Consider the following 25,173-nt stretch of genomic DNA (forward strand, 5'->3'; position numbering starts at 1 on the left):
TTAGCTGAATAAAACCTAAGGGCCGGAGGCCGGGTCACCCCGGCTGACGGCCCTTAGGTTTTATGCCCGAACATCCGTTTCACCGCGCAGTTCAGCCGGCACCTGATTCCCGCCGGCATTCCGATCACGAAAGCACCATGACTCCTTCCTCAGCGCAGACCCCGGACAGCACGGGTGCCGGACGCAGCCGTGCCCGCAGGGGCACGCCTGCTTTGATCATGCTTGGCATGGCGGTCATCGCCGTTATTTCCGACCAACTCACGAAACTGTGGGTGGTCCGCACCATGACCGAGGGCCAGATAACCGATGTCCTCCCCCCGGTCCTGCGCTGGCACTTCATCCGCAATCCCGGTGCAGCGTTTTCGATCGGCACCGAGTACACGTGGGTCTTCACGATCATCATGGTTCTCGTATCCGGTTTCCTGGTCTACCTGATGTTCCGGGTCCGTTCCCTGGCCTGGGCCACGGCCCTGGGTCTGGTGCTCGGCGGTGCGTTGGGCAACCTCACCGACCGGCTCTTCCGGGAACCGTCCTTCGGCCAGGGCCATGTTGTGGACTTCATCGCCTTCCCGAACTTCGCGATCTTCAATATCGCCGATTCCTGCGTGGTCTCCGGCGTGATCCTGGTCTGCCTGCTCACGCTGCGGGGAATCGGCTTGGACGGGGTGCGCACGCCGTCCGGCAAGACAGTTACGACCGACCAGCGCAATGACGACGAGGCAACACGATGAACGAGCTCCACACAGTATTCGCAGTCCCCGAGGAAGCCGACGGCAAGCGTGCCGACGCCGTGCTGGCCGGCCTGCTTGATGTATCCCGCTCCGTTGCGGCCACCTGGTGCACCGACGGCTATTTCAGCTCCGCCGGCCGGGTGCTGGCGAAATCGGACAAGCTGCACGCCGGACAGGAAATCACCGCAGACGTCCCGGAACAGCGGGACCCGCTGGCCGTCGTCGTCGAACCGGTTGACGACCTGCTGATCCTGGCCGACGACGAACACTTTGTCGTCATCGACAAGCCGGTAGGCGTGGCAGCGCATCCATCGCCGGGCTGGGTGGGACCAACGGTGGTCGGGGCGCTGGCCGCTGCCGGCTACCGCATCTCCACGTCCGGCGCCCCCGAACGGCAGGGTATTGTCCACCGGCTCGACGTCGGCACCTCCGGGGTCATGGTCGTTGCCAAGACCGAGCACGCCTACACGCTCCTGAAGCAGGCGTTCAAGGAGCGCACCGTGGACAAGATGTACCACGCAGTGGTCCAGGGGCTGCCCGACCCGCTGAAGGGCACCATCGACGCACCGATCGGCCGTCACCCCGGCTACGACTGGCGTTTCGCCGTCGTTGAGGGCGGCCGGCCGTCGGTGACGCATTACGAGGTGCTGGAAGCCTTCGGTAAGGCCTCGCTGGTGGAGGTGCACCTGGAGACGGGCCGCACCCACCAGATCCGTGTGCACTTCTCCGCCCTGCGCCATCCCTGCGCCGGCGACCTCACCTACGGTGCGGATGCAAAGCTGGCCGCGGAGCTGGGCCTGACCCGGCAGTGGCTGCACGCCCGGAAACTGGGCTTCACCCACCCCGGCTCGGGAGAGTACGTGGAGTTCACCAGCCAGTACCCGCAGGATCTGCAATACGCCGTCGACGCCCTGCGCAGCGGCGAGGTTTAGCCCCGCCGGAGAGCCGCGGCACACCGGTGGCGGCCCGGCGCGGCGGCGTCCGACGCGCCGCGCGCCGGGGCCTAGAATGTACAGGTGGCTTCAGCAACTAGTACGTCGAAATCGTTTGTCCATCTTCACAACCACACCGAATATTCGATGCTCGACGGGGCTGCCCGGCTGACGGATCTGTTCAGCCACGCCGACGAGCTGGGCATGAACGCCCTGGCAACCACCGACCACGGTTTCGTGTTCGGCGCCTTCGACTTCTGGAACAAGGCCCGCGGTGCCGGCATCAAGCCGATCATCGGTGTGGAGGCCTACCTGACGCCCGGTACGGCGCGCAGGGACAAGACCCGCGTGAAGTGGGGCGACGGCGGCAGGAACGACGTTTCCGGTGCCGGTGCCTACACCCACATGACCATGTGGGCCGAGAACACCGAGGGCATGCACAACCTCTTCCGGATGTCCTCCCTGGCCTCGCTGGAAGGCTACCTCTACAAGCCCCGCATGGACCGGGACCTGCTGCAGACCTACGGCAAGGGCCTCATCGCGACCACCGGCTGCCCCTCCGGCGAAGTTCAGACGAAGCTGCGCCTGGGCCTGTACCGGGAAGCCGTGCAGGCGGCGTCGGACTTCCGTGACATCTTCGGCCCGGAGAACTTTTTCTGCGAGCTGATGGACCACGGCCTGGACATCGAGCGCAACGTGCAGGCGGACCTGATCAAGCTGGCCCGCGAGCTGCAGCTGCCCCTGGTGGCCACCAATGACCTGCACTACACCCACGCCGAAGACGCCTCCGCGCATGCGGCGCTGCTGTGCGTGCAGTCCGGCTCCTCGCTGGCCGACCCCAAGCGCTTCAAGTTCGACGCCGACGAGTTCTACCTCAAGTCTCCGGACGAAATGCGGGCCATCTTCCGCGACCACCCGGACGCCTGCGACAACACCCTGCTCATTGCCGAGCGGTGCGACGTCGAATTCAATACCAAGGCTAACTACATGCCGCGCTTCCCGACTCCGGAGGGCGAGAACGAGGAGTCCTGGTTCGTCAAGGAGGTCGAAGCCGGACTGCACCGCCGCTACCCGAACGGGATCAGCGATGCCGTGCGCAAGCGCGCCGACTACGAAGTGGGCATCATCGCCCAGATGGGCTTCCCGGGCTACTTCCTCGTGGTGGCCGACTTCATCAACTGGGCCAAGGAAAACGGAATCCGTGTCGGCCCCGGCCGTGGCTCCGGTGCAGGCTCAATGGCCGCCTACGCGATGGGCATCACCGACCTGGACCCGCTGCAGCACGGCCTGATCTTCGAGCGCTTCCTGAACCCGGACCGCGTCTCCATGCCTGACTTCGACGTCGACTTCGATGATCGGCGCCGCTCCGAAGTGATCCACTACGTCACGGAGAAGTACGGCGACGAGCGCGTTGCCATGATCGTCACCTACGGCACCATCAAGGCCAAGCAGGCACTGAAGGACTCCTCCCGCGTGATGGGCTACCCCTTCTCGGTCGGAGAACGCCTGACCAAGGCCATGCCGCCGGACGTGATGGGCAAAGGCCTGTCTTTGGCCGACGTGCACAACAAGGAAGCCAAGCGCTACGGGGAGGCCGAGGAGCTGCGCGAACTACTGCGCACCGACCCGGATTCCCAGCGTGTGTTCGATACCGCACTGGGCCTTGAAGGCCTGAAGCGCCAGTGGGGTGTGCACGCTGCCGGCGTGATCATGTCTTCAGACCCGCTGATCGACATCATCCCGATCATGCGCCGCGAGCAGGACGGGCAGGTCATCACGCAGTTCGATTACCCGACCTGCGAAGGCCTGGGGCTGATCAAGATGGACTTCCTCGGCCTTCGGAACCTGACGATCGTCTCCGACGCGGTGGAGAACATCAAGAACAACCGCGGCGAAGACCTGGTCCTGGAAGACCTGCCGCTGGATTTGAAGGAAGCCTACGATCTCCTTGCCAGCGGTGACACGCTGGGTGTGTTCCAGCTCGACGGCGGGCCAATGCGGTCGCTGCTCAAGAGCATGCGTCCGGACAACTTTGAAGATATCTCGGCTGTCATCGCCCTGTACCGTCCGGGCCCCATGGGTGCGAACTCGCACACGAACTACGCCCTGCGCAAGACCGGGCAGCAGGAAATCACCCCGATCCACCCGGAGCTCGAGGAACCGCTCGCGGAAATCCTGAACACCACCTACGGCCTGATTGTGTATCAGGAGCAGGTTATGGCCATCGCCCAGAAGGTGGCCGGCTTCACCCTGGGCCAGGCAGATATTCTCCGCCGTGCCATGGGCAAGAAGAAGAAATCGGAGCTGGATAAGCAGTACGCCGGTTTCCATCAGGGCATGGTGGACCGCGGCTATTCCGAAGCGGCCATCAAAGCGCTCTGGGACATCCTGCTCCCGTTCTCCGACTACGCCTTCAACAAGGCGCACTCCGCGGCCTACGGTGTCGTCTCCTACTGGACGGCGTACCTGAAGGCCCAGTATCCGGCCGAGTACATGGCGGCCCTGCTCACCTCCGTGGGTGATGACAAGGACAAGCTGGCGCTGTACCTGAACGAGTGCCGCAAAATGGGCATCACGGTCCTGCCGCCGGACGTGAACGAATCCTCGGTGAACTTCACCCCTGTGGGCAAGGACATCCGCTTCGGCATGGGCGCCATCCGCAACGTCGGTGCCAATGTGGTGCAGGCCATGGTCGCCGCCCGTGAGGAGAAGGGAGCGTACACCAACTTCAAGGACTTCCTGATGAAGGTCCCGGCGGTGGTCTGTAACAAGCGCACCATCGAGTCCCTGATCAAGGCGGGTGCCTTCGACTCGATGGGTCATGCCCGGCGTCCGCTGGCAATGATCCACGAAGAAGCGATCGACTCCGTGGTGGTGCTCAAACGCAACGAGGCCGTAGGACAGTTCGACCTCTTCGCCGCCATCTCCGACCAGGAACCGGAGGACTCGATCAGCATCGATATTCCGGACCTCCCGGAATGGGAAAAGAAGGACAAGCTGTCCTTCGAACGCGACATGCTCGGCCTCTACGTCTCGGACCACCCGCTGCAGGGCCTGGAAGGCATCCTCAGCCAGCACGCCGACTCCACGATCACCAACATTGTGGGGGAGGAAGGCCCGCCCGACGGCGCCATCGTCACCATCGCAGGCATGATCACCTCGCTCCAGCGGCGCATTGCCAAGAACAGCGGCAACGCCTACGCCCGCTGCGAGATCGAGGACCTCGCCGGGTCCATGGAAGTGATGTTCTTCGGGCAGGTCTACGGCCCCATTGCCGCCGTGCTGGCTGAAGACCTGATTGTGGTGGTCCGCGGCCGGCTGCAGCGGCGCGATGACGGCGCCGTCACACTGAACGCGCAGGAACTCACCGTCCCCGACCTCAGCGAGGGTCATTCCGGGCCCGTGGTGATTTCCATGGCCACCTATAAGGCCACTGAAACCGTGGTCTCCCAGCTCGGAGACGTGCTGCGGACGCACCCGGGTACCTCCGAAGTGCAGATCCGGCTCAACGGCTCCCGCACGGTGGAAGTGATGAAACTGGGCGTGGACATGCGGGTCAACCCCACGCCGTCGCTGTTCGGTGACCTGAAGGTGCTCCTCGGTCCGGCCTGCCTGGACGGCTAAGCCGGCCACGCGCCCAGGGGGTGCATGCGGCGACATATTCGCCGCGGGCCGTGAGCGGGGCTGGGTAGAATGGTGATGTGAATTCATCCAGCCCCGCAGCAGCCTTTGAATCCTTCCGCACCATTGACCTGCGCGGCCGGCACCTCAGCCCCGCTGAGCTGAAGGCCGCCATGCCGCGGGCGGAAACGACGTTCGACGCGGCGTCGGATGCCGTCTCCGCCATCATCACCGACGTCCGTACGCGGGGCTTTGCCGCGCTGACGGAACTGGCCCAGCGGTTCGACGGCGTGGAACAGCAGGCGGTCCGGGTCCCGGCGGCAGCGCTCGACTCGGCGCTTGAGCAGCTGGACCCCGCCGTGCGGGCCGCCCTGGAAACAGCAATCGAGCGGACCCGGATCTTCGCCCGGGCCCAGCGCCCCGCCGATGCCGAAGTGGAAATCCGTCCCGGTGCGGTCCTTACGCATAAGTGGATGCCCGTCTCCCGTGTTGGGCTCTATGTTCCGGGCGGACTGGCGGTATATCCGTCTTCCGTGGTCATGAACGTGGTGCCGGCCCAGGAAGCCGGCGTCGCCTCGCTGGCACTGGCCTCCCCGCCGCAGAAGGAATTCGGCGGGCTGCCGCACCCCACCATCCTTGCCGCGGCCAAGCTGCTGGGCATTGACGAGGTCTACGCTGTGGGCGGTGCCCAGGCCATCGCCGCGTTTGCCTACGGTGTCCCTGCGGACGATGCCAATGCCGCCATCCTGCCCGTGGATGTGGTCACCGGTCCCGGCAACGTTTTCGTGGCTACTGCCAAGCGCCTGGTCAAGGGCGTGGTCGGCATTGATTCCGAGGCCGGTCCCACCGAGATCATGGTCCTGGCGGATGAGACGGCCGATGCCCGGCTGGTCGCAGCGGACCTGATCAGCCAGGCCGAACATGATCCCAATGCCGGATCCGTCCTAGTCACTGCGTCGGAGCAGCTTGCCGGGAAGGTCCGGGAGGAGCTGGGGCGCCAGATCGGGGAGACCAAGCACAGCGAACGCGTGCGCGAGGCTCTCTCCGGCGCCCAGTCCGGGGTGATCCTCGTTGACGGGCTGGAGCAGGGCATTGCCGTCTGCGATGCCTACGCCGCCGAGCACCTGGAAATCCAGACGGCCGACGCCGAGGCCGTAGCGGCGCGGGTCCGGAGCGCCGGTGCCATTTTCGTGGGGGACTACAGTCCCGTCAGCCTGGGCGATTACTGCGCCGGTTCCAACCACGTGCTGCCCACCGGCGGCACGGCAGCCTTTTCCTCCGGGCTGAACGTCACCACCTTTATGCGTGCCATCCAGGTGGTCAACTACAACCGCGAAGCGCTGGAGGAAGTGAGCGCCGACATCGTGGCCCTCTCACAGGCGGAAGACCTTCCGGCCCACGGCGACGCCGTCAGCATCCGCTTCGAATAGCGCGCGGGGCAGGGTCCGGGGTCGCTTCGGCAACCCCGGCCCGGTGCGGCGCCCGTGGTTCCCTTCGGTGCCCGGGGTTCCCTTCGGCGCCCGGAACGGCGGCAACGAAATCCCTTGCTCGCAGAGCTCGCCGGGATATTAAAGCCGCCTAACCCGGGCGCCTGCGGGCCGGGGTGAGGCTCAGATGCCCGGTGCCGGCCGGCGGACTGGGGGGCGCTGCCGCCGCTGAACCGCGATCCGCAGAACCCGACTCCGCCCTTCCCCCTCGGTTTGTCCCGTCGGTTTGTACGGATCCCTGCGCTTTGTACGGATCCCTGCTTCGCGCGGAGCAGGGATCACGACAAACCGCAGGGATTGCGACAAACTGTGGGGTTTCCTCGATCGGAGGGATGCGGGACCCGGACCGGTGCCCCCGCCATGCGCCCGGGACCCGGTGCCCCGCCACGCACCCGGGACCAGGCGCCCCGGACCCATGGCCACGGACCCGGTGCCCCGCCATGCGCCCCGGACACATGGACCCGGGCCCGTGCCCCCGCACCCATGGCCCCGGACCAAGCGCCCCGGACCCGGTGCCCCGCCACGCGCCCGGGACCCGGTGCCCCGCCACGCGCCCGGACCCGGTGCCCCCGCCATGCGCCCCGGACCCACGCGCCCGGGACCCACGCGCTTCGCGCCCGGCACGCTGAGCTCACCTACATGTAGTACGGCCGGCACTACATGTTGTGGTTGTGTACTTGGTGATGCGGCAGGGCGGGCCCTATAGTGAGAGCACCACAAGGCCCCTTCGCGAAAGGACGGGACATGTACTGTCCGTTTTGCCGCAACGCTGATTCCCGCGTCGTGGACAGCCGCCTGGCCGACGACGGATCGGCGATCCGCCGCCGCCGGCAGTGCCCCCAGTGCGGGCGCCGCTTCTCCACCGTGGAAACCACCAGCCTGAGCGTCATCAAGCGCTCCGGGGTGGGAGAGCCCTTCAGCCGCAGCAAGGTAATCAACGGTGTGCGCAAAGCCTGTCAGGGCCGGCCCGTGAGCGAAGACGACCTCGCCATGCTGGCCCAGGAAGTGGAGGAATCCATCCGGGCCAGCGGAGTAGCGGAAATCGATGCCCACGAAGTGGGGCTGGCCATCCTCACCCCGCTGCAGAAGCTGGACCAGGTGGCGTACCTGCGCTTTGCCAGCGTTTACCAGTCCTTTGACTCCCTCGAGGATTTCGAGACAGCGATCGAGAAGCTGCGGACCGAGGCCAGGGAAAATTCGGGACGCGTACCGTCCGGTGCCCAGCGCCCGCTCACCGCGCAGTAGCTGCTAAGCAAAAAGCGGCGGAAAGGATACCTTTCCGCCGCTTTTTGCTTACCCTGTATCCGGGAAACCAGCTACTTGATGTATTTGAAGTGCATGGCTGCCTGGAGTGCGGCGCCGACAATGCCGGCGTTGTTCTTCAGGTTGGCGGTGACCATCGGGGTCCGCAGGCTCAGCATGGGCAGGAAGTCCTCGCTGCGCTTGGAGATGCCGCCTCCGATCACGAACAGGTCGGGGGAGAAGAGGAACTCCACGTGCGAGAAGTAACGCTGCAGCCGCTGGGCGTATTCTTCCCAGCCGATCCCGTCGCGTTCCCGGGCCGAGGCGGAGGCCTTGGTCTCGGCGTCGTGTCCGTCGATTTCCAGGTGGCCGAGTTCCGCGTTTGGAACCAGCATGCCCTTGTAGATCAGGGCCGAACCGATGCCGGTGCCCAAGGTGATCACCAGAACGGTGCCGTCCACTTCACGGCCTGCACCGTAGCGGGCCTCCGCGAGGCCGGCGGCGTCGGCGTCGTTCATGACCTGCACGTCGCGGCCGAGTGCCTTGGTGAGCAGTGTGTCGACGTCGGTATCGATCCAGCTCTTGTCCACATTGGCCGCGGAGCGGGCAATGCCGTGCTGGATGATGGCCGGGAAGGTGACGCCCACCGGGACTTCGGGGCCGGGGCCGCCGGGACGGGAGGACAGCTCCGCGACGATCTGGCCCACCACTCCGGCCACTGCCTCGGGCGTTGCAGGCTGCGGGGTGGGGATGCGGAAACGATCGCCAATCAGCTTGCCCTTGGACAGGTCGACGATGCCGCCCTTGATGCCCGTGCCCCCGATATCAATTCCAATGACGGCGTCGACGTGCTTGTCGGACTTGTGCTTCTTGGCCATGGTTCTCCAGTAGTAGTTCTGAGCTCGGGTCAGCGGATCAGGGAAGGGTCAGAACTTCGGCGCCGTCATCAGTAACGAGCAGGGTGTGCTCGAACTGCGCGGTGCGTTTGCGGTCCTTGGTGAGGACTGTCCAGTTGTCATCCCACATGTCCCACTCGATAGTGCCGAGAGTGAGCATAGGTTCAATCGTAAACACCATTCCCGGTTCAATCAGCCTGCTGTAGGCGGGCGCGGCGTCGTAGTGCGGAATGATCAGGCCGGTGTGGAAGGCTTCGCCGACGCCGTGGCCGGTGAAGTCACGGACAACGCCGTATCCGAACCGCTTGGCGTAGGACTCGATGGTACGGCCAATGACATTGATTTCCCGGCCCGGAGCCACGGCCTTGATGGCACGGCGCAGGGATTCCTGGGTGCGTTCCACGAGCAGCCGGGACTCGTCGTCGACGTCTCCGACGAGGAAGGTCCAGTTGGTGTCGCCGTGGACGCCGTTGATGTAGGCGGTGATGTCGATGTTGATGATGTCGCCGTCCTGCAGCACCGTGGTGTCCGGAATCCCGTGGCAGATGACTTCGTTCACGGAGGAGCACAGGGACTTCGGGAAGCCGCGGTAGCCCAGCGTGGAGGGGTAGGCGTTGGAGTCCAGCAGGAACTGGTGCCCGATCCGGTCCAGTTCGTCGGTGGTGACGCCGGGGGCAATGTGCCGGCCGACCTCAACGATGGCCTGCGCGGCAATCCTGCTGGCAATCCGGATCTTCTCGATGGTTTCCGCAGACTTGACCTCGGAGCCGGTGAACGGTGCGGGCGCTTCCCTGTCCACGTATTCGGGGCGGGGGATGGATGCCGGAACCCGCAGCCGGGGGCTCACGCTCCCCGGTGTCAGGTGTCCAGCGGGTGCAGAGGCGAGTTTCTGGGGCATACCATCGATCTTATCGCCAGCGTGCCCGAAGGTGGGACGAGACCGTCCGGCAGAGGCACGGCACGCCAATGGCAACAGCACGTCAACAGGAGGACCCCATGGCCGATTACTGGTTCAACGTAGTGACCCACCAGGTGGAGGAGGGCCCGCAGTCGGACTGGACCAAGCTGCTGGGGCCGTACCCCACCCGCGAGGAAGCCGAGCTCGCGCTGCAGAAGGTGCAGGCGCGGAACAAGGCCTGGGACGCCGACGAAGACTAGAAGCTGTGTTCCCTAGAAGCTGTGCTCCGGGCCGGGGAAGGAACCGCTGCGTACCTCATCGGCGTATTCCTTCGCCGCCCGGGACAGTTCGGTCCGCAGGTCCGCGAACGCCTTGACGAAACGCGGCTGCTTTCCGCCGCGCAGTCCGGCCATGTCCTGCCAGACCAGCACCTGTCCGGTCGTGGCGTTGCCCGCGCCGATCCCGATGGTCGGTACCCGCACCGCGGCGTCGACCTCCGCGGCGACGTCGGCGGGCACCATTTCCATCAACACGCAGAACGCCCCGGCCTCGGCGAGGGCGACGGCGTCCTGCACCACCGCGGCTCCCGCATCGCCGCGGCCCTGCACCTTGTAGCCGCCGAGCGCGTGTTCGGCCTGCGGAGTGAAGCCCACGTGGGCCATGACCGGAATACCTGCCGCCGTCATGGCACGGACATGCTCAACGTAGTGCCGTCCGCCTTCCATCTTCACCGCATGGACCAGGCCTTCCTTCATGAGCCGCACCGAGGACTCGATGGCCTGGGCGGGGGAAACCTCGTAGGAGCCGAAGGGAAGGTCGCAGACCACCAGCGAATGGCTGGCTCCGGCGGTAACGGACCGGGCGAAGACGATCATCTCGTCCATGGTGATGGGCAGGGTGGTGGCATGGCCCATCACATTGTTCGCGGCCGAATCGCCCACCAGCAGCACCTCGATGCCGGCTTCGTCGAAAATGCCGGCGGCGTACTGGTCATAGGCGGTCAGCATGGCGAACCGGCCGCCGTTGTCTTTCAACTGCTGCAGATGCGAGATGCGGATTTTCTTCAGCGCCGGTGCGCCAGGAACGGAAAGGTCCGCGGGATTGGCGGCGTACGGGGAGGGCTGTTCGGCACTGGTCATGCTTCGAGCCTACTAAACAACGGACCGCGGGGACCCGCCGGGCCGGTTGGTTGAGGGGATCCCCGCGGGCTGCCGACCAAATCCCGCACACGTAGGTAGAGTGAAGAAGGTTTCACATGTCTCTGAGCCGTGAAGAGGAAAGAAGGTAAGGATGAACCGCCAGCAGGAATTCGTTCTGCGCACCATCGAGGAGCGCGATGTCCGGTTTGTGCGGTTGTGGTTTACCGACGTCGTCGGCCAGCTCAAGTCCGTGGCGCTGGCACCGGCGGAAGTGGAAGGCGCCTTTGAAGAGGGCCTGGGCTTTGACGGTTCCTCGGTCGAGGGCCTGGCCCGGATCTTCGAGTCGGACCTGCTGGCCCAGCCGGATCCCTCCACCTTCCAGATCCTGCCCTGGCGCGGCGACGAGGAGCAGACCTCGCGGATGTTCTGCGACATCCTCACCCCGGACGGCCAGCCGTCCGCTGCCGATCCCCGGAACGTGCTCAAGCGGCAGCTGGCGAAGGCCGCGGACATGGGCTTCACCTGCTACACCCACCCCGAGATCGAGTTCTACCTGCTGAAGTCCGATGAACTCGGCGAAGACGGCCAGCCCGTTCCCGTGGACCAGGCCGGCTACTTCGACCACGTCCCCGGCGGCGTCGCGCAGGACTTCCGCCGCACCGCCGTGTCCATGCTCGAGGCAGTGGGCATCTCCGTGGAGTTCAGCCACCACGAGGCCGGGCCGGGTCAGAACGAGATCGACCTGCGCTATGCCGACGCCCTGCAGACCGCGGACAACATCATGACCTTCCGCACAGTGGTCAAGGAAGTCGCGTTGATGACCAACTGCTACGCGAGCTTCATGCCCAAACCCTTCTCGCACCACCCCGGTTCCGGCATGCACACCCACTTCTCCCTCTTTGAGGGCGACAGCAACGCCTTCTTCCAGGCCGGTGCCGAGTTCCAGCTCTCCACCACCGCACGCCAGTTCATGGCGGGCATCCTGCGGCACGCCCCGGAATTCACGGCCGTCACCAACCAGTTCGTGAACTCCTACAAGCGGCTTTGGGGCGGCGGCGAAGCCCCCAGCTACCTGTCCTGGGGCCACAACAACCGGTCCGCGCTGCTGCGGGTGCCGTTGTACAAGCCGAACAAGGGCCAGTCCGCCCGGATCGAGTACCGCGGCATCGACGCAGCAGCCAACCCGTACCTGTCCTACGCCGTGCTGCTCGGGGCCGGCCTGAAGGGCATTGAAGAGGGCTACGACCTGCCCCCGGGCGCCGAAGACGACATCGAGAGCCTGAGCGCCGCCGAACGCAGGGCCATGGGCCACGACCCGCTGCCGGCGTCCCTGCATGACGCCGTGCGCGTTATGGAGGAGTCCGAGCTCGTGGCCGACATCCTGGGCGAGCAGGTGTTCGAGAACTTCCTGCGGAACAAGCGTGCGGACTGGAACGAATACCGCCAGCAGGTGACCAGGTTCGAACTGCAGAAGAACCTGGGCATCCTCTAGGAAAGGGCCGGCACCGATGAGCCTGACTCGACGGCTGATCGCCACGGGTTTCCGCGACCTCGAAAAAAGCACGCGGTTCCTGGCGGCTTCGGAACTCGAGGGCATCGATGAGGACGCGCTGTTCGCGGGCTTCAATTGCTCGGCGGATCCGGACCTGGCACTGCAGTCGCTGGTTCGGCTGATCGGGCGTGCCCCGGAGCTGGTGGAACTGGTCAACGGCGGCGCCGAGCGGAGCGAAGCCCTGTTCCGCCTCCTGGGGGCCTCCGATGCCTTGGCGGAGTTCCTGATGCGGCATCCCGGGGATGTCGGCGTGCTGCACCGCGAGCTGCGTGCCGAACCCGGCAGCACGGATGAACCCACCCTGCGGGCCTCGCTGCTGGACGCCGTACATGCGGGCAGCGGCGCAGCGCCCGTGGCCGGCCTGACGGGAACGGGCGCCTATGTGGCGCTGCGGTCCCGGTACCGGCGGCACCTGCTGGACCTTGCCGTGCGGGACCTCGGTGCGGCGTCGCCCACTGACTTCCTGCCTGCGGCCGGACGCGAGCTCGCGGACCTGGCCGGCGCGGCCCTGGAAGCCGCGTTGGCGGTCTCCCGGGCGGAGCTGGCGGCGAGCTACCCGGCCGAAGAGATCTCCGCTGTACGCCTGGCCGTCATCGGGATGGGCAAGGCCGGCGCTCGGGAACTGAACTACATCTCCGACGTCGACGTCATCTACGTGATTGAGGCCTCCGGGCTGCCGGAGGAGCGGGCCTCCGCCATCGGCACGGCGCTGGCCGCCGGGATTTCCCGCGCCATTAACGCCTCGGCACCGGAGCCCCCGCTTTGGGAGGTGGACACCAATCTGCGTCCCGAGGGCAAGGACGGCCCGCTGGTGCGCACGCTGGAGTCGCATCTGAACTACTACCAGCGCTGGGCGCACAGCTGGGAGTTCCAGGCGCTCCTGAAGGCCCGCGCCATGGCAGGGGACAGGGACCTGGGCCGGCGCTACGAAGAAGCCGTCGCCCCCCTGATCTGGAGCAGTTCCGAGCGGGACGGATTCGTCGAATCGGTGCAGGCCATGCGCCGCCGGGTCACCGACAACATTCCCGCCCATGAAGAGGCGCGGCAGCTGAAGCTGGGCAGCGGCGGACTGCGCGACGTCGAATTCACCGTCCAGCTGCTGCAGCTGGTGCACGGCCGGGTCGATGAATCCCTCCGGGTGCGCACCACAACCGCTGCGATTGCCGCGCTCAGCGACGCCGGGTACATCGGGCGTACCGATGCCCGGGAACTGGACGAGTCCTACCGCTACCTCCGTGTCCTTGAGCACCGCATCCAAATGGTGCACATGCGCCGCACCCACCTGATGCCCGAGAGTGAGGCCGCGCTGCGGGCCCTCGCCAAGTCCAGCGCCGGTTCCCTTTCCCCGGAGCGGCCCAGCGCCGAACGCCTGCAGGAGCAGTGGCAGCGCCGCAAGCGCCTGGTGCGGCGGCTGCATGAGAGCATCTTCTACCGCCCGCTGCTGAGCACCGCGGCGAACCTGAGCGCGGACGAGGTCCGGCTGACACCCGAGGCAGCCCAGGCCCGCCTGGCCGCCCTGGGTTACGCAGATCCCCGCGGCGCCATGCGCCACATCGAGGCACTGACCGTGGGAGTCAGCCGCCGTGCCGCGCTGCAGCGGCAGCTCCTTCCGGTGCTGCTGGCGTGGCTGGCCGACGGCGTGGACCCTGACGCCGGCCTGCTGGGTTTCCGGCGGCTCAGTGAAAACCTGGGCGATACGCATTGGTACCTGGGCATGCTGCGCGACTCTTCGGCCGCGGGGGAGCGGCTGTGCTCCATCCTCTCCTCGAGCCGGTTCATTACCGACCTGCTGGAGGTTTCGCCGGAATCCACCTCCTGGCTGGCCTCCGACAAGGACCTGGTGCCGGCGTCCTTTGACGCGCAGTGGCAGGAAATCCAGTCAAAGATGTCCCGCCATCCCCGCCCTGCGGAGGCCATGCGGCTGATCCGGCTGATCCGCCGGCGGGAGATGCTGCGCATTGCCATCGCCGACAGCGCGGGCCTGGTCAGCCAGCAGGACGTCGGCCGTGCCCTGGCCGACGCCGACCGTGCCGCTGTGCTGGGAGCCCTGCATGTGGCGGAGTCGGAGGTGTTCGACAGCAGCGAGAAGCTCACCGATCTGCTGGTGGTAGCGATGGGCCGGCAGGGCGGACGGGAGATCGGCTACGGTTCCGACGCCGACGTGATGTACGTGCACCGCCCGCTGCCCGGCGTCGACCCGGCCGCAGCGCAGGCGCAGGCGGAGAAGGTCGTCTCGCAGATCTCCACATTCCTGCAGCAGCCCTGCAGTCCGGCCGTCCAGGCCGAACGCCCCCTGGTCCTCGACGCCGGACTGCGCCCCGAGGGCCGGCAGGGGCCGCTGGTGCGCAGCCTGGAATCCTACCGTGGCTACTACGAGCGCTGGTCGGTGATCTGGGAAGCGCAGGCCCTGCTCCGGGCGCGCCCGATGGCCGGCAGCGACGCCCTGGCCGAGGACTTCATGGCGCTGATCGATCCGGTCCGCTATCCGGAGGAGGTCACGGTCAAGGACGTGCGGGAAATCCGCCGGATCAAGGCCAGGGTGGAAGCCGAACGGCTGCCCCGGGGAGCCGATCCCTCCCGCCAGCTCAAACTCGGACGCGGCAGCCTCAGCGACGTTGAGTGGCAGGTCCAGCTGCTCCAGCTGCAGCACGCGCACCGCGTGCCGGAGCTGCGGACGACGGCGACCCTGCCCGCCCTGGACGCGATCGAGGCGGCGGAGCTGCTTCCCGCCGTCGACGTCGACACCCTCCGCCAGGCCTGGCTGCTCGCCAGCCGGGTCCGAAGCGCAAATGTTATCCGCGGCGGACGGAACCCCGACGTGCTGCCGTCCTCCCGGCGCGAACTGGACGCCGTGGCCCGCTGGTGCGGTTACGGCGCAGGCCAGGGCGGGGTCCTGGAGGAGGACTACCTCAAGCTCACCCGGCATGCCCGGGCCGTTTTCGAACGGTATTTCTACGGATACGGGACCTAGGTCACGCTCCTGGAAGCCCTTCCAGTTCGTTGCATTGCCACTGCTCTAGGTACGCTCTATGAGGGCATTTGCGGCGTGGGCCGCAGTGAAAGAGCTAGGAGACGTTTACTTTGCTTAGTGGCAAACGGGCCTTAAAGGGCCCGGCTAAACTGGCCGTACCGCTGACCACCTTCCTCGCAACCCTGGCTTTGCTGCTGGGGATACCTGCGGCCGGAGCCTTTGCAGCGGACGGCGTCGAGGGCGAGACCTTCGTCATCGGCACCGATACCACCTTCGCACCGTTCGAATTCCGTCAAGACGGCGAACTGGTCGGTATCGACATGGACCTTCTCAACGCGATCGCCGAGGAGGAGGGTTTCAATGTCGAAATCCAGTCCCTCGGCTTTGATGCGGCACTGCAGTCGCTGCAGTCCAACCAGGTGGACGGCGTCATTGCCGGGATGTCCATCACCGACGAGCGCCGGCAGGTCTTCGACTTCTCGGATCCGTACTTCGAGTCCGGCATCCAGATGGCCGTCGCCGAGAACAACGACGACGTCGCCGGGTACGAGGATCTGCGCGGAAAGCGCGTAGCGGTCAAGACCGGGACCGAAGGTCAGACGTTCGCCGAGTCCATCAAGGACGAGTACGGCTTTGAGGTGGTTGCGTTCGCGCAGTCCGCCCAGATGTACGACGACGTCAAGGCCGGCGGCTCCGTGGCCGTGTTTGATGATTACCCCGTGCTTGCCTACGGCGTGGCCTCCGGCAACGGCCTGAAGACCGTCACCGAGAAGGAAGCCGGCAGCTCGTACGGTTTCGCCGTGAACAAGGGTGCCAACCCCGAACTCCTCACCGCCTTCAACGCCGGCCTCGCCGACCTGAAGGAAAGCGGCGAATACGACGAAATCCTGGATACCTACCTGGAAGCCGGCGCCAAGGACTCAAGCTTCTGGTCCCTCATCACGGACAACGGCCCGGCCTTCGCCAAGGGCATGGGCCTGACCCTGCTGGCAACCGCACTGTCGTTGCTCTTCGCGCTCGTTCTGGGCGTGTTCTTCGGCTTCCTGAAGGTCGGCTCGTCAAAGATCCTGCGCGGCATCGCCACCGTGTACGTGAGCATTTTCCGCGGCACCCCGGTGCTGGTTCAGGCCTTCTTCTTCTACTTCGGCCTGCCGCAGATCATCGGCCAGCCGGTGGATGTGCTGACGGCCGGCGTGCTGACGCTGAGCCTGAACGCCGGCGCCTACATGACCGAGATTGTCCGCGGCGGCATCCAGTCCGTGGATCCCGGCCAGATGGAAGCGGCACGCAGCCTCGGACTGGGCTACGGGAAGACCATGCAGAAGGTCATCATTCCCCAGGCCATCAAGATCATGACGCCTTCCTTCATCAACCAGTTCGTCATTACCTTGAAGGACACCTCCCTGCTTGCCGTCATCGGCTTTGCGGAGCTGACGTACCAGGGCCAGCAGATCTACGCGGTGAACTTCCGTACCGCGGAGGTCCTGATCATCGTGGCTGCCCTGTACTTCATCGTCATTACGCTGCTGACCAAGTTGGCGGACGTCCTGGATAAGAGGTTTAACAAGTGAGCAAGATCCAAACCATCGGACTGCGGAAGTCCTACGGATCCAACGAGGTCCTCAAGGGCCTGGACGTCAGCGTGGCCGAGGGCGAAGTGGTCTGCGTGATCGGCCCCTCCGGCTCCGGCAAGTCCACGTTCCTGCGCTGCCTGAACAAGCTCGAAGACATCACCGGCGGCACCGTCATGGTAGACGGTTTCGACCTCACCGATCCGAAGGTGAACCTGAACGAGGTGCGCCAGCACATCGGCATGGTCTTCCAGCACTTCAACCTGTTCCCGCACATGAGCGTGCTGGACAACATCATGCTGGCTCCGGTGCAGCTGAAGAAGGCACCGAAGGCCGAGGTCCGCAAGACCGCGCTGGCACTGCTGGACCGGGTTGGGCTGGCAGACAAGGCCGACGCGCGTCCCGCTCAGCTTTCCGGTGGCCAGAAGCAGCGTGTGGCTATTGCCCGTGCGCTGGCCATGCAGCCTGACATCATGCTCTTCGACGAGGCCACCTCTGCCCTCGACCCGGAAATGGTGGGCGAAGTGCTGCAGGTCATCCGTGACCTGGCCCGGGAAGGCATGACCATGGTTGTTGTCACCCACGAAATGGGCTTTGCCCGCGAAGTGGCCGACCGCGTGATCTTCATGGCGGACGGCTACATCGTCGAAGAGAACACCCCGGAACTGCTCTTCGGCAACCCGCAGGCTCCGCGGCTTCAGGACTTCCTGGCCAAGGTGCTCTAGCGCTCCGGACGCTTTTTACGGTGGCCGCCGCCGGTATTCGTTATGCTCTTCTGAATGAGCGAACTAACCGGTACGGCGGCCACTGTCGTACTCCTTCGGGATTCCGACGCCGGCCCCGAAGTGCTGCTGCTCGAGCGGCCGACTGCGGGCTCCTTCGGCGGTGCCTGGGTGTTTCCCGGCGGCCGGGTGGATGCGGAAGACCGCGTTGAGGGAGAGCCCGAGGCAGCGGCCGCTCTGCGGGCCGGAGTACGCGAAACCGCCGAAGAGACCGGGCTGGTCCTTCCTGCCGCGGACCTGGTGCCGCTTTCCTGCTGGATCCCTCCGGAGAACATACCCCGGCGCTACCAGACCTGGTTCTTTGCGGCGAAGGCTCCAGACGGGAATATCCGGCTCAACCCGGGGGAGCTGCTCAACCACCTGTGGCTCCTGCCGGCGGAGGCACTGGACCGGCACCGCAACGGGCTGATGCAGCTCGTTGCGCCGACCTGGGTCACCCTGCACTCCCTGACCTCCGATACCTCCGCGGCTGCCGCCCTGGCCCGGATTGCGGGTGCTGAACCGGAAACCTTCCGGACCCGTCCCCTCTCCGGATACGAGCCCGCGACGGTTTTGGCCTGGGCGGGCGACGAGGAGTACGACGGCGCGGGCGGTGCTTCCGGCGCGGCTGTCGGTGGATCGTCTGCGCCGACGTCGGATCCTTCCCTGCCGGCGCGGCACCGGCTCGTGATGGACAAGACCTCCTGGCGCTACGAGCGGACCCGGTAGCCTGTAGCCATGGGGTTTACGGGAATAGTGATGCTAATGTGCGGACTCGGCCTGTCCTGGGCGGCTGAAGCCACCGCCCGGGGGAAGGTTGGCGTCAACGGCCTGATTGGCATCCGAACGGGATACGTGACGGATTCGCCGGAGGCCTGGCTGGCGGGACATCAGGCAGCGCGCGGGCTAATGCACGCGGCAGCTGCCGTTTTTGCGGTCATGGGCATCCTCGCCCTGGTCTTCGACGGCACCGAGGGAGTGCTTGCCGTCGTTGCCATTACGGGAAGCCTCGGAGTACTTGCGTTGATTCTTGCGGCTGCCTCCCGGGCGAACCGTGCTGCGGGACGGGTTGTTGCTGCGAGTGGCTCTGAACCTGCGGGGAAGCAACACTAGAGGCCTGCTCGCTGATGGGTGATGCCGTGACCTGCTTGGAGGACGGTGGACTTCGACGCTGTGCAGCCGCCGCTTGCGAGCGGGCACCGTGGCAGGGCTGAGCAGGTCCGGCGTTTTGGCTTATTCGACCTGGTCGCTGCAGACGGGTGTGAGCCAGGAGCAGAGAGTTCCTCCACAGGCTGGGCCCTCATGATTCCGTAGAGCAGTTTTCCACATAGTGCCGGCCCACCGGTCCGGGCAGGCCTCCGCGCTGGTGGACTTGGCTCATGGAACAGGCCACTGCCCGCAATTCTCGCTCCCGGAGTCGAGCGGCTCGTCATCCGGGGGCATATCCACGTTCGGACAGCACGGGTACCGGAAATGCCGGGGGCCGCGCTGAAGAGCCGCGGGAGCCATCCAAGGCATGGACAACCAGCACACCTCCCCAGGCGGACATGGGATTGGCGCTGCCGGGTGTGTTCTGCGTGTCCGCCGGTGATGCTCCTGCTGCAGGCACGGTGTTGCCGCCCGGGTTGATGGGGATGCTCTCCCTCCAGGAGCCTGGGGAACTGGGGCAGGAAGCGGCGCTGGAGACTCTGGAGCGTCTCAACGCAGTGGTCTGCTGGGTGCAGGCGCAACAGGCGCGCACCGTGTACCGGCTGCAGGAACTCACTGCACAGAACCTATATCCACGTCCGGATCCCTACGCGGCAACTCCGGGTCCGGCTGCCAGCGCCCACGCAGCTGATACGGCTACCGAGGCTAACTTTGCCTCTAACGCGAACCCTGCGGCGGAAGCCTCGAACGATACGGCTTCGGCCGCCACCGGCAACGACCGGGCGGGTGGCCGGGGTTGCAGCCGGGGTGGTGCCCGTGGCAGAGACTGGGGCGCACAGTGGGACGGGGAGTGGGTGCTCAGGGCCACCGCTGCGGAGGTCGGTGCCCTGCTGTGCCTGCCCGGAGTTACCGCGCAGCGGCTGGTCGCCGATTCGGAGCAGTTGTGCACCAGATGCCCCAAGACATTGGCTGACCTCGAACACGGTGCCATCGATTACCGCAGGGCCCGCACGGTTGTGGACCAGACCGCTGGCCTGCGCCTCGAGGACAGCAGGGTGCTGGAGGCCGGACTGTTGCCCCTGGCCCCGGGGAAGACCGGTCCGCAGTTCGACCGCACGGCCCGCAGGATCAGGGAGGGGATGTTCCCGCAGACCATTCCGGAGCGCCACCGGGCGGCCGTGTCGGATCGCCGGGTCTGGGTGGAGGACCTGCCGGACGGGATCGGTGTCCTTTCGGCTTTCCTGCCTGCTGCTGCGGCGCACGGGATCTTCAACGGTTTGACCGGCTGCGCCCGCGGCGAGCAGAAGGCAGGGGATTCCCGGACATTGGATCAGTTGCGTGCCGATGTCTTCGTATCGGCGCTTACCGGCCAGACGACACGCTCCATGGCGGAACCGGGCATGCCGACAGGCACGGCGGCGGAACCGACCATGCCGACAGGCACGGCGGCGGAACCGACGCTAGGGACGCCAATGCGCTCGGCTGCGGAACCGACCGCGGTAAAACGGGAACCGGGCAGTCGAGGCAGGCCGGAAGCGGCGGGAACCGGACCGAAATTATCTTCGCGAACAAGCGAACCGGGGGTGGGCGCAACCCCGGGTCCCGATGCCCAGCAGGAGCCAGGGCTGCCGGGGGAGGGCTGGTCCGCCGGGGGATTGCGGGCGGAGGTGATGGTGCTTGTGTCGGCCGAATCGCTGCTGGGGCTGTCGGATGCGCCCGCGGAGTTGAATGGCTACGGTCCGATCAGTGCCGAGGTCGCCCGGGACCTGCTGGCCAACATGGGCCGGTGGACCGGCTTGCTGCAGGGCGGCGACGGAGAAATCCTGGCGGTGGGCCGGCAGCGCAGGATTCCGCACGCACTCAAACGCTGGCTACAGGCCCGTGACGGGACCTGCCGGTTCCCGGGATGCAGCGTGGCGGCAGAGAACTGCGAACTCGACCACACCCTGCCTTGGGCCGTTGGAGGGCCAACCGAGCACGGGAACCTGGCCCACCTATGCAAGAAGCACCACCGGTTCAAGACAGTCGGGTTGTGGAAGGCAAGGCAACCGGAGCCGGGCATCATCGAGTGGACTTCGCCGATGGGACGGGTCTACCGAACGGACGCGAAATTACACGGCAGGGACTTCAACGGACTTGGTTCTTCCGGGACCAGATGGTCTGGAACCGGCGGAACCGTCGGAACCGGCGGACCGAGCCCGGAGCCAGAGGAGAACATGCCGCCCTTCTGACGGCACCGACGGTCGAATCGACGGCCCGCTTTTCCTGTCCCGGCGTCGACATCCTGCCCCTGTATCTCCCTCGGCTCCGGTAATCAGGCCCGCAGCAGCTCCAGGATCCTCTTCCGCGCAGCCCTGCCCTCGGGCACGGGAAGCAGGGGATAGACATGGACCCCGCCGTCAGCGACCTGCAGCGAAACCGGGGTTCCGGCCGACTTCAGCAGTCTTTCCAGCCGGAGCACATCGGGATAGGGCAGGTCATGGGTTCCGACAAACAGGTCCGTCGGCGGCAGACCCGACAGCGTGCCGTTGACGGGACTGATCCGGGGATCAGCCAGGGGATCACCGGATGCCCAGGCGCGCGCCGCAACCCGCAGCCCGGCACGGCTGAGCCACGGATCCACCGCTTCAACCGCGGCAAGCTCCGGATTCTCCATCGCCACGTCCACCCACGGGGACAGCAGAACCAAACGCCGCGGTTGAGGCAGAGACAACTCCGTTAGCTGCTCGGCAAAGGCCAGCGCCAGTCCGCCACCGGCTGAGTCGCCCATAAAAGCCACGTCCCTGGGATCGTAGTCTTCAAGCAGCTGCCGGTACACGGATGCCAGCAGTCCTGGTGCATCCCGGTGGCTGTACTCCGGCGCCAGACCGTAGAGCGGAACCTCCACCCGGTGGCCCGCTGCCGCCAGACGGGCGATGAACCGCCAGTGCCAGGCGCTGATCGGGCTGATGTACGAACCCCCATGCAGGTACAACACCGCGCAGGAGGCAGTTCCGGGCACGGAGCTGCCCCCGGCCCCTGGCATCACCGAATAGCAGGAGAACCCCTCGACGCTCCTCTGTTCCACACGGAACTTCCGCAGCAGGCTTCGGGGAGGCGGGGCGGGCTGCCTCCCCTTCGCCAGTCTCGCCTGCGTACGTTCCGCCGTGGCCGTCAACGGCTTCCTGGTCAGCCGTAAGAACGGCGCCAGAAGCTGCATCGGCAGGCTTGCCATCAACTCCTCCCGGCTTCTGCGTCCCGGATAAACCGCAGGACCGGCTCAGCGAGTCCGGCACCTATGACGTCAGGCGTGCGCTTCTGTCCGCGCACCTCAAAGGAGTGGTTCCCGCCCTCAATCCGTTCAACCCGGGCGTTCGGACCAATCCGATGGGCCACGGGTTCCAGCTCGCCGGGCAGAGCGAAAGTGTCACGTGTGCCTTGCAGGAACAGCATCGGGAGGGTCAGGCCGTATAAGTGCTCATCGCGCAGCTTCTCCGGCTTGCCGGGCGGATGCAAAGGGTAGCCCAGGTACACCAGGCCGGCCGCAGGCATGCCTTCCGCGACCGCCATGGACGCCATCCGGCCGCCGAAGGACTTCCCGCACGCCCAGACCGGCCCGGCGTCGTCGCGCTCCGCCACAGTGGCCATAACGGCCTTCCACGTTTCCACGGCCACGGGAGCCCGGTCCGGAAACTTCTTCCCGGCTTCGCGGTACGGAAAGTTGAAGCGCAGGGTGGCCGCGCCGCCGTCGTTCAGGGCGCCGGTGAACCCGGTGAGGAAGGGGTGCTCCATCCCGGTTCCGGCTCCGTGGGCGACGACGACGGTCACGTCCGCGCCGTCGGGGCGGAACAATACGGCGGATACGTGCCCCTCGCCGACGGGAATGGACAGGTCAAGATGATCAACTTGCATGTGTTCAAACGTACTGCCATCCCGGGCCTCGCACCTTGAGCACAGAAGGTAATACCAGTAGACTGGAAAGTGGACGGGATCCGAAGGCCCCATAAGCGCAGCAAGTAAGTGCAGCAAGCGCAGCCTCTCCTGAATTCCGCGGTCCGCCTTGGGCGACGAACCGCAAAACCACCACTCCGGCGCAGAAGCCACCGCTTTTCGGCACATCGATTCAGTGTGTCCGGAGTGCTATCCCATGCCTCTTGAAGGGAGCATCAAGCTATATGTTGAAGCACGTCAATGTCACACGCAGCAGGACCACCACTTCACGATTCACCGCACAGATCACGGCCATTGCGGCCGGATGCGCACTAGTTGCCGGGGGAGTATCGGCAGCAGAGGTCGCAATGCTGAACGCAGAACCGGCCGCGAGCCAGGTCGTCGCTGAGGCCACCGCGTAACGCACAAGGCACAGCGCAGAAGAAGTCTCCGCCGTCGTTCCCACCCGGGAATGGCGGCGTTTTTGCATTTGAAGGACCGGGGACAGCGGACTCCTAGAATAGGAGAAACACCATTCCAACATCCGGGGAGCACCGTGCCCAGAGGCAAACACCACCCGCCGCGTCCGAAACCGGCAAACAGCGAGGGTATGCTCATCGCCAATGACCTGAAGAAGGAACGGGGCTGGACCGACGGGCAGATCAAGACCTTCCTGCCCGAACCGGATCAGACCGCCCGGAACCCGTTTTCCCGCAAGGCAGCCCCCATGAAGCTCTACGCCCTGGAACGCGTCGAAGCCATCGAGGCCACACCGGAGTACCAAAAGGCCCGGGAGGCCTCCCGCAACCGGCAGCTGGCAGCCCGGGAACGCGCCCTGGTGAAGAAGAAGGCAGCGGTCGCCGTCGCCGAAGCGCTGGACCTGCGCATTGTTCCCGAGCCGTGGGAAACCATGCAGCGCAAGGCGATCGAGCATTTCAACGGCCGGCTCCGCGGCAAGCAGTCCCCGGCCAGCCTCTCCACGGCACCGTCGCGGCTGAACCGGCTGACCGTGAACTACCTGCGCCACCAGCAGACTTCCTACGAGGAGGAGCTCAAGGAATTCAAGGGCGTGGTGGGCGTCGGCGAGGCTTACCTGGTGGTCCGCAACCGCATCCTGGACCTGATTGCCGCCACCTACCCGCAGCTGAAGGCCGAGTGCGAACGGCAGAAATTCGATGCACCGGACCTTCCCGACGGCGTGACGCTGTAGCCGCCGGGAAAACCGGGATGCGGCGTTAGTCGAAGATCACGACCACCTTGTCGGCAGCACCCGGGGTCTGTGCAAGGGTGAGGGCGTCCAATGCTTTATCGAAGGGCAGCGTGTCGCTGATGATCAGTGCGTACTTCTGCCAGTTTTCGATGATGTCCTCGGTCACTTCGAAGATCTCCGTCGGATAGCCCATGGCAAAAACGATGGTGAGTTCGGTGGTGAGGATCGTCCCGAAGTCGAGCTCGACGGGCTTCTTATGGACCGCCACGACGCCTAGCATCGCTCCCTGCTTGGCGAGGCCGGCGACGGTAGCGGGGATGACAGGTGCGCCGGCCGCGTCCAGGAAGATGTCGGTACCGGACCGGACCCCGCGGACCATCATGGTTGCTCCGTCACCGTGCAGCTCCACGAGCCGGGCGGCAAGGTCCTCTTCTGCGGAGTTGATGACGGCGTCCGCGCCGATCTGGAGGGCCTTCTCAAGCCGGGACGCGATGACGTCGACGACGACGATGTGGCCCACACCGCGGCGCCGGTAGCCGAGGAGGGCGCCGAGGCCGATCGGACCGGCACCGAAGATCACCACTTTGTCGCCGGGCTTGGGATTGGTGCGGTTCACGGCGTGGAGGGCCACGGCCATCGGTTCGTTCAGGGCGGCCACTTCCCACGGAATGTCCTTGGGAATGACTTTGAGCTGGCGGCCAAGGGCTGCGTCGTGAACCACCACGTACTCCGAGAGCCCGCCCTGCGCACCGCCGCTGCCGAGCAGTCCGTCAGTGAAAGCCATCGTGTCAATCACCACGTGGTCGCCTACCGCGATGCCGTCGACCTCGGAGCCGACTTCCGCCACCTCGGCCGCTGGTTCGTGGCCCAGCGGTGTTGCACCCTGACGGGGCGGAATGCCGCCGATGTGGCTGTAAAACGCGTCTGATCCGCAGATCCCGCAGGCCTTCATCTTCAGCAGGACGTCGCTGGGCCCGACGGTGGGCTGCTCAACCTCAACCCATTCGTTGGTGTCCGGGCCGGTGACGTAGACAGCTTTCATAGCAGTGTTCTCCTTAGTGATGACGGGGATCTCCCCGCTCCCGATGCTACGCGAGCCGGACC

General features: G+C 65.9%; 21 protein-coding genes. 15 read left to right on the forward strand and 6 right to left on the reverse strand.

All coding sequences use genetic code 11. From position 1 onward, the window contains the following. Positions 1 to 137 precede the first annotated feature (137 nt). The 5 genes from lspA (at position 138) to nrdR (ending at position 8,016) form a co-directional block, all read left to right on the forward strand. A complete protein-coding gene (gene lspA / locus N2K98_RS06890) occupies positions 138 to 731 on the forward strand; it encodes a signal peptidase II (protein ID WP_255798088.1) in 594 nt (197 codons plus the stop codon). After that, the gene (locus N2K98_RS06895; protein ID WP_255798087.1) at positions 728 to 1,663 is read left to right on the forward strand and encodes an RluA family pseudouridine synthase; all 936 of its coding nucleotides are present in this window, start codon (positions 728 to 730) and stop codon (positions 1,661 to 1,663) included. Before lspA ends, N2K98_RS06895 begins: the two co-directional genes overlap by 4 nt. 84 nt (positions 1,664 to 1,747) lie before the next feature. After that, the gene (dnaE, locus tag N2K98_RS06900) at positions 1,748 to 5,287 is read left to right on the forward strand and encodes a DNA polymerase III subunit alpha (RefSeq protein ID WP_255798086.1); all 3,540 of its coding nucleotides are present in this window, start codon (positions 1,748 to 1,750) and stop codon (positions 5,285 to 5,287) included. A gap of 77 nt (positions 5,288 to 5,364) precedes the next feature. Beyond that, positions 5,365 to 6,714, forward strand: a complete 1,350-nt coding sequence (gene hisD, locus N2K98_RS06905; protein ID WP_255865304.1) for a histidinol dehydrogenase — start codon at positions 5,365 to 5,367, stop codon at positions 6,712 to 6,714. An 801-nt stretch (positions 6,715 to 7,515) separates the two neighbouring features. Next, complete coding sequence (gene nrdR / locus N2K98_RS06910) at positions 7,516 to 8,016, forward strand: transcriptional regulator NrdR (protein ID WP_230026531.1); 501 nt, start codon at positions 7,516 to 7,518, stop codon at positions 8,014 to 8,016. 71 nt (positions 8,017 to 8,087) lie between these two features. On the opposite strand, the gene ppgK is transcribed toward nrdR, so the two are convergent. Both ppgK and map read right to left on the reverse strand, forming a co-directional pair. After that, positions 8,088 to 8,891, reverse strand: coding sequence for a polyphosphate--glucose phosphotransferase (gene ppgK, locus N2K98_RS06915; RefSeq protein ID WP_255798084.1), 804 nt, complete (start codon positions 8,889 to 8,891; stop codon positions 8,088 to 8,090). Positions 8,892 to 8,928: 37 nt separating this feature from the next. Then, positions 8,929 to 9,807, reverse strand: a complete 879-nt coding sequence (gene map, locus N2K98_RS06920) for a type I methionyl aminopeptidase (RefSeq protein WP_255798083.1) — start codon at positions 9,805 to 9,807, stop codon at positions 8,929 to 8,931. Positions 9,808 to 9,905: 98 nt separating this feature from the next. Between map and N2K98_RS06925 the strand changes: the two genes are divergently transcribed. Continuing rightward, entirely contained in the window at positions 9,906 to 10,067 is a 162-nt protein-coding gene (locus tag N2K98_RS06925) for an SPOR domain-containing protein (protein ID WP_255792720.1), read from the forward strand. A gap of 12 nt (positions 10,068 to 10,079) precedes the next feature. Here the strand turns inward: N2K98_RS06925 and panB are convergent, their stop codons facing one another. After that, positions 10,080 to 10,946, reverse strand: a complete 867-nt coding sequence (panB, locus tag N2K98_RS06930) for a 3-methyl-2-oxobutanoate hydroxymethyltransferase (protein WP_255865305.1) — start codon at positions 10,944 to 10,946, stop codon at positions 10,080 to 10,082. Between the two features lie 151 nt (positions 10,947 to 11,097). Here panB and N2K98_RS06935 point away from each other — a divergent pair, with 151 nt between their 5' ends. The 7 genes from N2K98_RS06935 to N2K98_RS06965 all read left to right on the forward strand — a co-directional run bounded on the left by N2K98_RS06935 (position 11,098) and on the right by N2K98_RS06965 (position 21,181). Beyond that, complete coding sequence (locus tag N2K98_RS06935; RefSeq protein WP_227922563.1) at positions 11,098 to 12,438, forward strand: glutamine synthetase family protein; 1,341 nt, start codon at positions 11,098 to 11,100, stop codon at positions 12,436 to 12,438. A gap of 16 nt (positions 12,439 to 12,454) precedes the next feature. Continuing rightward, positions 12,455 to 15,469, forward strand: a complete 3,015-nt coding sequence (locus tag N2K98_RS06940) for a bifunctional [glutamine synthetase] adenylyltransferase/[glutamine synthetase]-adenylyl-L-tyrosine phosphorylase (RefSeq protein WP_255798081.1) — start codon at positions 12,455 to 12,457, stop codon at positions 15,467 to 15,469. Between the two features lie 110 nt (positions 15,470 to 15,579). After that, positions 15,580 to 17,040 (forward strand): amino acid ABC transporter substrate-binding protein/permease, encoded by a 1,461-nt coding sequence (locus N2K98_RS06945; protein WP_255798080.1) that lies wholly within the window; start codon positions 15,580 to 15,582, stop codon positions 17,038 to 17,040. After that, positions 17,037 to 17,765, forward strand: coding sequence for an amino acid ABC transporter ATP-binding protein (locus N2K98_RS06950; protein ID WP_255798079.1), 729 nt, complete (start codon positions 17,037 to 17,039; stop codon positions 17,763 to 17,765). Before N2K98_RS06945 ends, N2K98_RS06950 begins: the two co-directional genes overlap by 4 nt. Positions 17,766 to 17,819: 54 nt before the next feature. Next, positions 17,820 to 18,530 carry an NUDIX hydrolase gene (locus tag N2K98_RS06955; protein ID WP_255865306.1) on the forward strand — a complete coding sequence of 237 codons (711 nt, stop codon included), beginning with the start codon at positions 17,820 to 17,822 and terminating at the stop codon, positions 18,528 to 18,530. A gap of 36 nt (positions 18,531 to 18,566) precedes the next feature. After that, positions 18,567 to 18,914 carry an SdpI family protein gene (locus N2K98_RS06960; RefSeq protein ID WP_255865307.1) on the forward strand — a complete coding sequence of 116 codons (348 nt, stop codon included), beginning with the start codon at positions 18,567 to 18,569 and terminating at the stop codon, positions 18,912 to 18,914. Positions 18,915 to 19,348: 434 nt separating this feature from the next. Then, positions 19,349 to 21,181, forward strand: a complete 1,833-nt coding sequence (locus N2K98_RS06965; protein WP_260554125.1) for an HNH endonuclease — start codon at positions 19,349 to 19,351, stop codon at positions 21,179 to 21,181. Positions 21,182 to 21,264: 83 nt separating this feature from the next. Here the strand turns inward: N2K98_RS06965 and N2K98_RS06970 are convergent, their stop codons facing one another. Both N2K98_RS06970 and N2K98_RS06975 read right to left on the reverse strand, forming a co-directional pair. Beyond that, positions 21,265 to 21,951 (reverse strand): alpha/beta hydrolase fold domain-containing protein, encoded by a 687-nt coding sequence (locus tag N2K98_RS06970; protein ID WP_255865309.1) that lies wholly within the window; start codon positions 21,949 to 21,951, stop codon positions 21,265 to 21,267. 212 nt (positions 21,952 to 22,163) lie between these two features. Further along, positions 22,164 to 22,841 carry an alpha/beta hydrolase family protein gene (locus N2K98_RS06975; RefSeq protein WP_255865310.1) on the reverse strand — a complete coding sequence of 226 codons (678 nt, stop codon included), beginning with the start codon at positions 22,839 to 22,841 and terminating at the stop codon, positions 22,164 to 22,166. Between the two features lie 263 nt (positions 22,842 to 23,104). Here N2K98_RS06975 and N2K98_RS06980 point away from each other — a divergent pair, with 263 nt between their 5' ends. Beyond that, positions 23,105 to 23,281, forward strand: a complete 177-nt coding sequence (locus tag N2K98_RS06980; RefSeq protein ID WP_255798073.1) for a hypothetical protein — start codon at positions 23,105 to 23,107, stop codon at positions 23,279 to 23,281. Between the two features lie 188 nt (positions 23,282 to 23,469). Then, a complete protein-coding gene (locus N2K98_RS06985; protein WP_255865311.1) occupies positions 23,470 to 24,069 on the forward strand; it encodes a hypothetical protein in 600 nt (199 codons plus the stop codon). A gap of 25 nt (positions 24,070 to 24,094) precedes the next feature. On the opposite strand, the gene N2K98_RS06990 is transcribed toward N2K98_RS06985, so the two are convergent. Next, a complete protein-coding gene (locus N2K98_RS06990) occupies positions 24,095 to 25,111 on the reverse strand; it encodes a zinc-dependent alcohol dehydrogenase (RefSeq protein ID WP_255865312.1) in 1,017 nt (338 codons plus the stop codon). Positions 25,112 to 25,173: the final 62 nt, after the last annotated feature.

It is taken from the genome of Arthrobacter jinronghuae, assembly GCF_025244825.1.
GTDB lineage: Bacteria > Actinomycetota > Actinomycetes > Actinomycetales > Micrococcaceae > Arthrobacter_B > Arthrobacter_B jinronghuae.

Coding starts and splice junctions, on each gene's coding strand:
- N2K98_RS06975 (WP_255865310.1), bottom strand. CDS start 22,841: ATGCAAGTTGATCATCTTGACCTGTCCATTCCCGTCGGCGAGGGGCAC.
- N2K98_RS06980 (WP_255798073.1), top strand. CDS start 23,105: ATGTTGAAGCACGTCAATGTCACACGCAGCAGGACCACCACTTCACGA.
- N2K98_RS06940 (WP_255798081.1), top strand. CDS start 12,455: ATGAGCCTGACTCGACGGCTGATCGCCACGGGTTTCCGCGACCTCGAA.
- lspA (WP_255798088.1), top strand. CDS start 138: ATGACTCCTTCCTCAGCGCAGACCCCGGACAGCACGGGTGCCGGACGC.
- panB (WP_255865305.1), bottom strand. CDS start 10,946: ATGACCAGTGCCGAACAGCCCTCCCCGTACGCCGCCAATCCCGCGGAC.
- N2K98_RS06965 (WP_260554125.1), top strand. CDS start 19,349: ATGGGATTGGCGCTGCCGGGTGTGTTCTGCGTGTCCGCCGGTGATGCT.
- nrdR (WP_230026531.1), top strand. CDS start 7,516: ATGTACTGTCCGTTTTGCCGCAACGCTGATTCCCGCGTCGTGGACAGC.
- N2K98_RS06985 (WP_255865311.1), top strand. CDS start 23,470: ATGCTCATCGCCAATGACCTGAAGAAGGAACGGGGCTGGACCGACGGG.
- N2K98_RS06990 (WP_255865312.1), bottom strand. CDS start 25,111: ATGAAAGCTGTCTACGTCACCGGCCCGGACACCAACGAATGGGTTGAG.
- ppgK (WP_255798084.1), bottom strand. CDS start 8,891: ATGGCCAAGAAGCACAAGTCCGACAAGCACGTCGACGCCGTCATTGGA.
- map (WP_255798083.1), bottom strand. CDS start 9,807: ATGCCCCAGAAACTCGCCTCTGCACCCGCTGGACACCTGACACCGGGG.
- N2K98_RS06935 (WP_227922563.1), top strand. CDS start 11,098: ATGAACCGCCAGCAGGAATTCGTTCTGCGCACCATCGAGGAGCGCGAT.
- N2K98_RS06960 (WP_255865307.1), top strand. CDS start 18,567: ATGTGCGGACTCGGCCTGTCCTGGGCGGCTGAAGCCACCGCCCGGGGG.
- N2K98_RS06925 (WP_255792720.1), top strand. CDS start 9,906: ATGGCCGATTACTGGTTCAACGTAGTGACCCACCAGGTGGAGGAGGGC.
- N2K98_RS06955 (WP_255865306.1), top strand. CDS start 17,820: ATGAGCGAACTAACCGGTACGGCGGCCACTGTCGTACTCCTTCGGGAT.
- N2K98_RS06895 (WP_255798087.1), top strand. CDS start 728: ATGAACGAGCTCCACACAGTATTCGCAGTCCCCGAGGAAGCCGACGGC.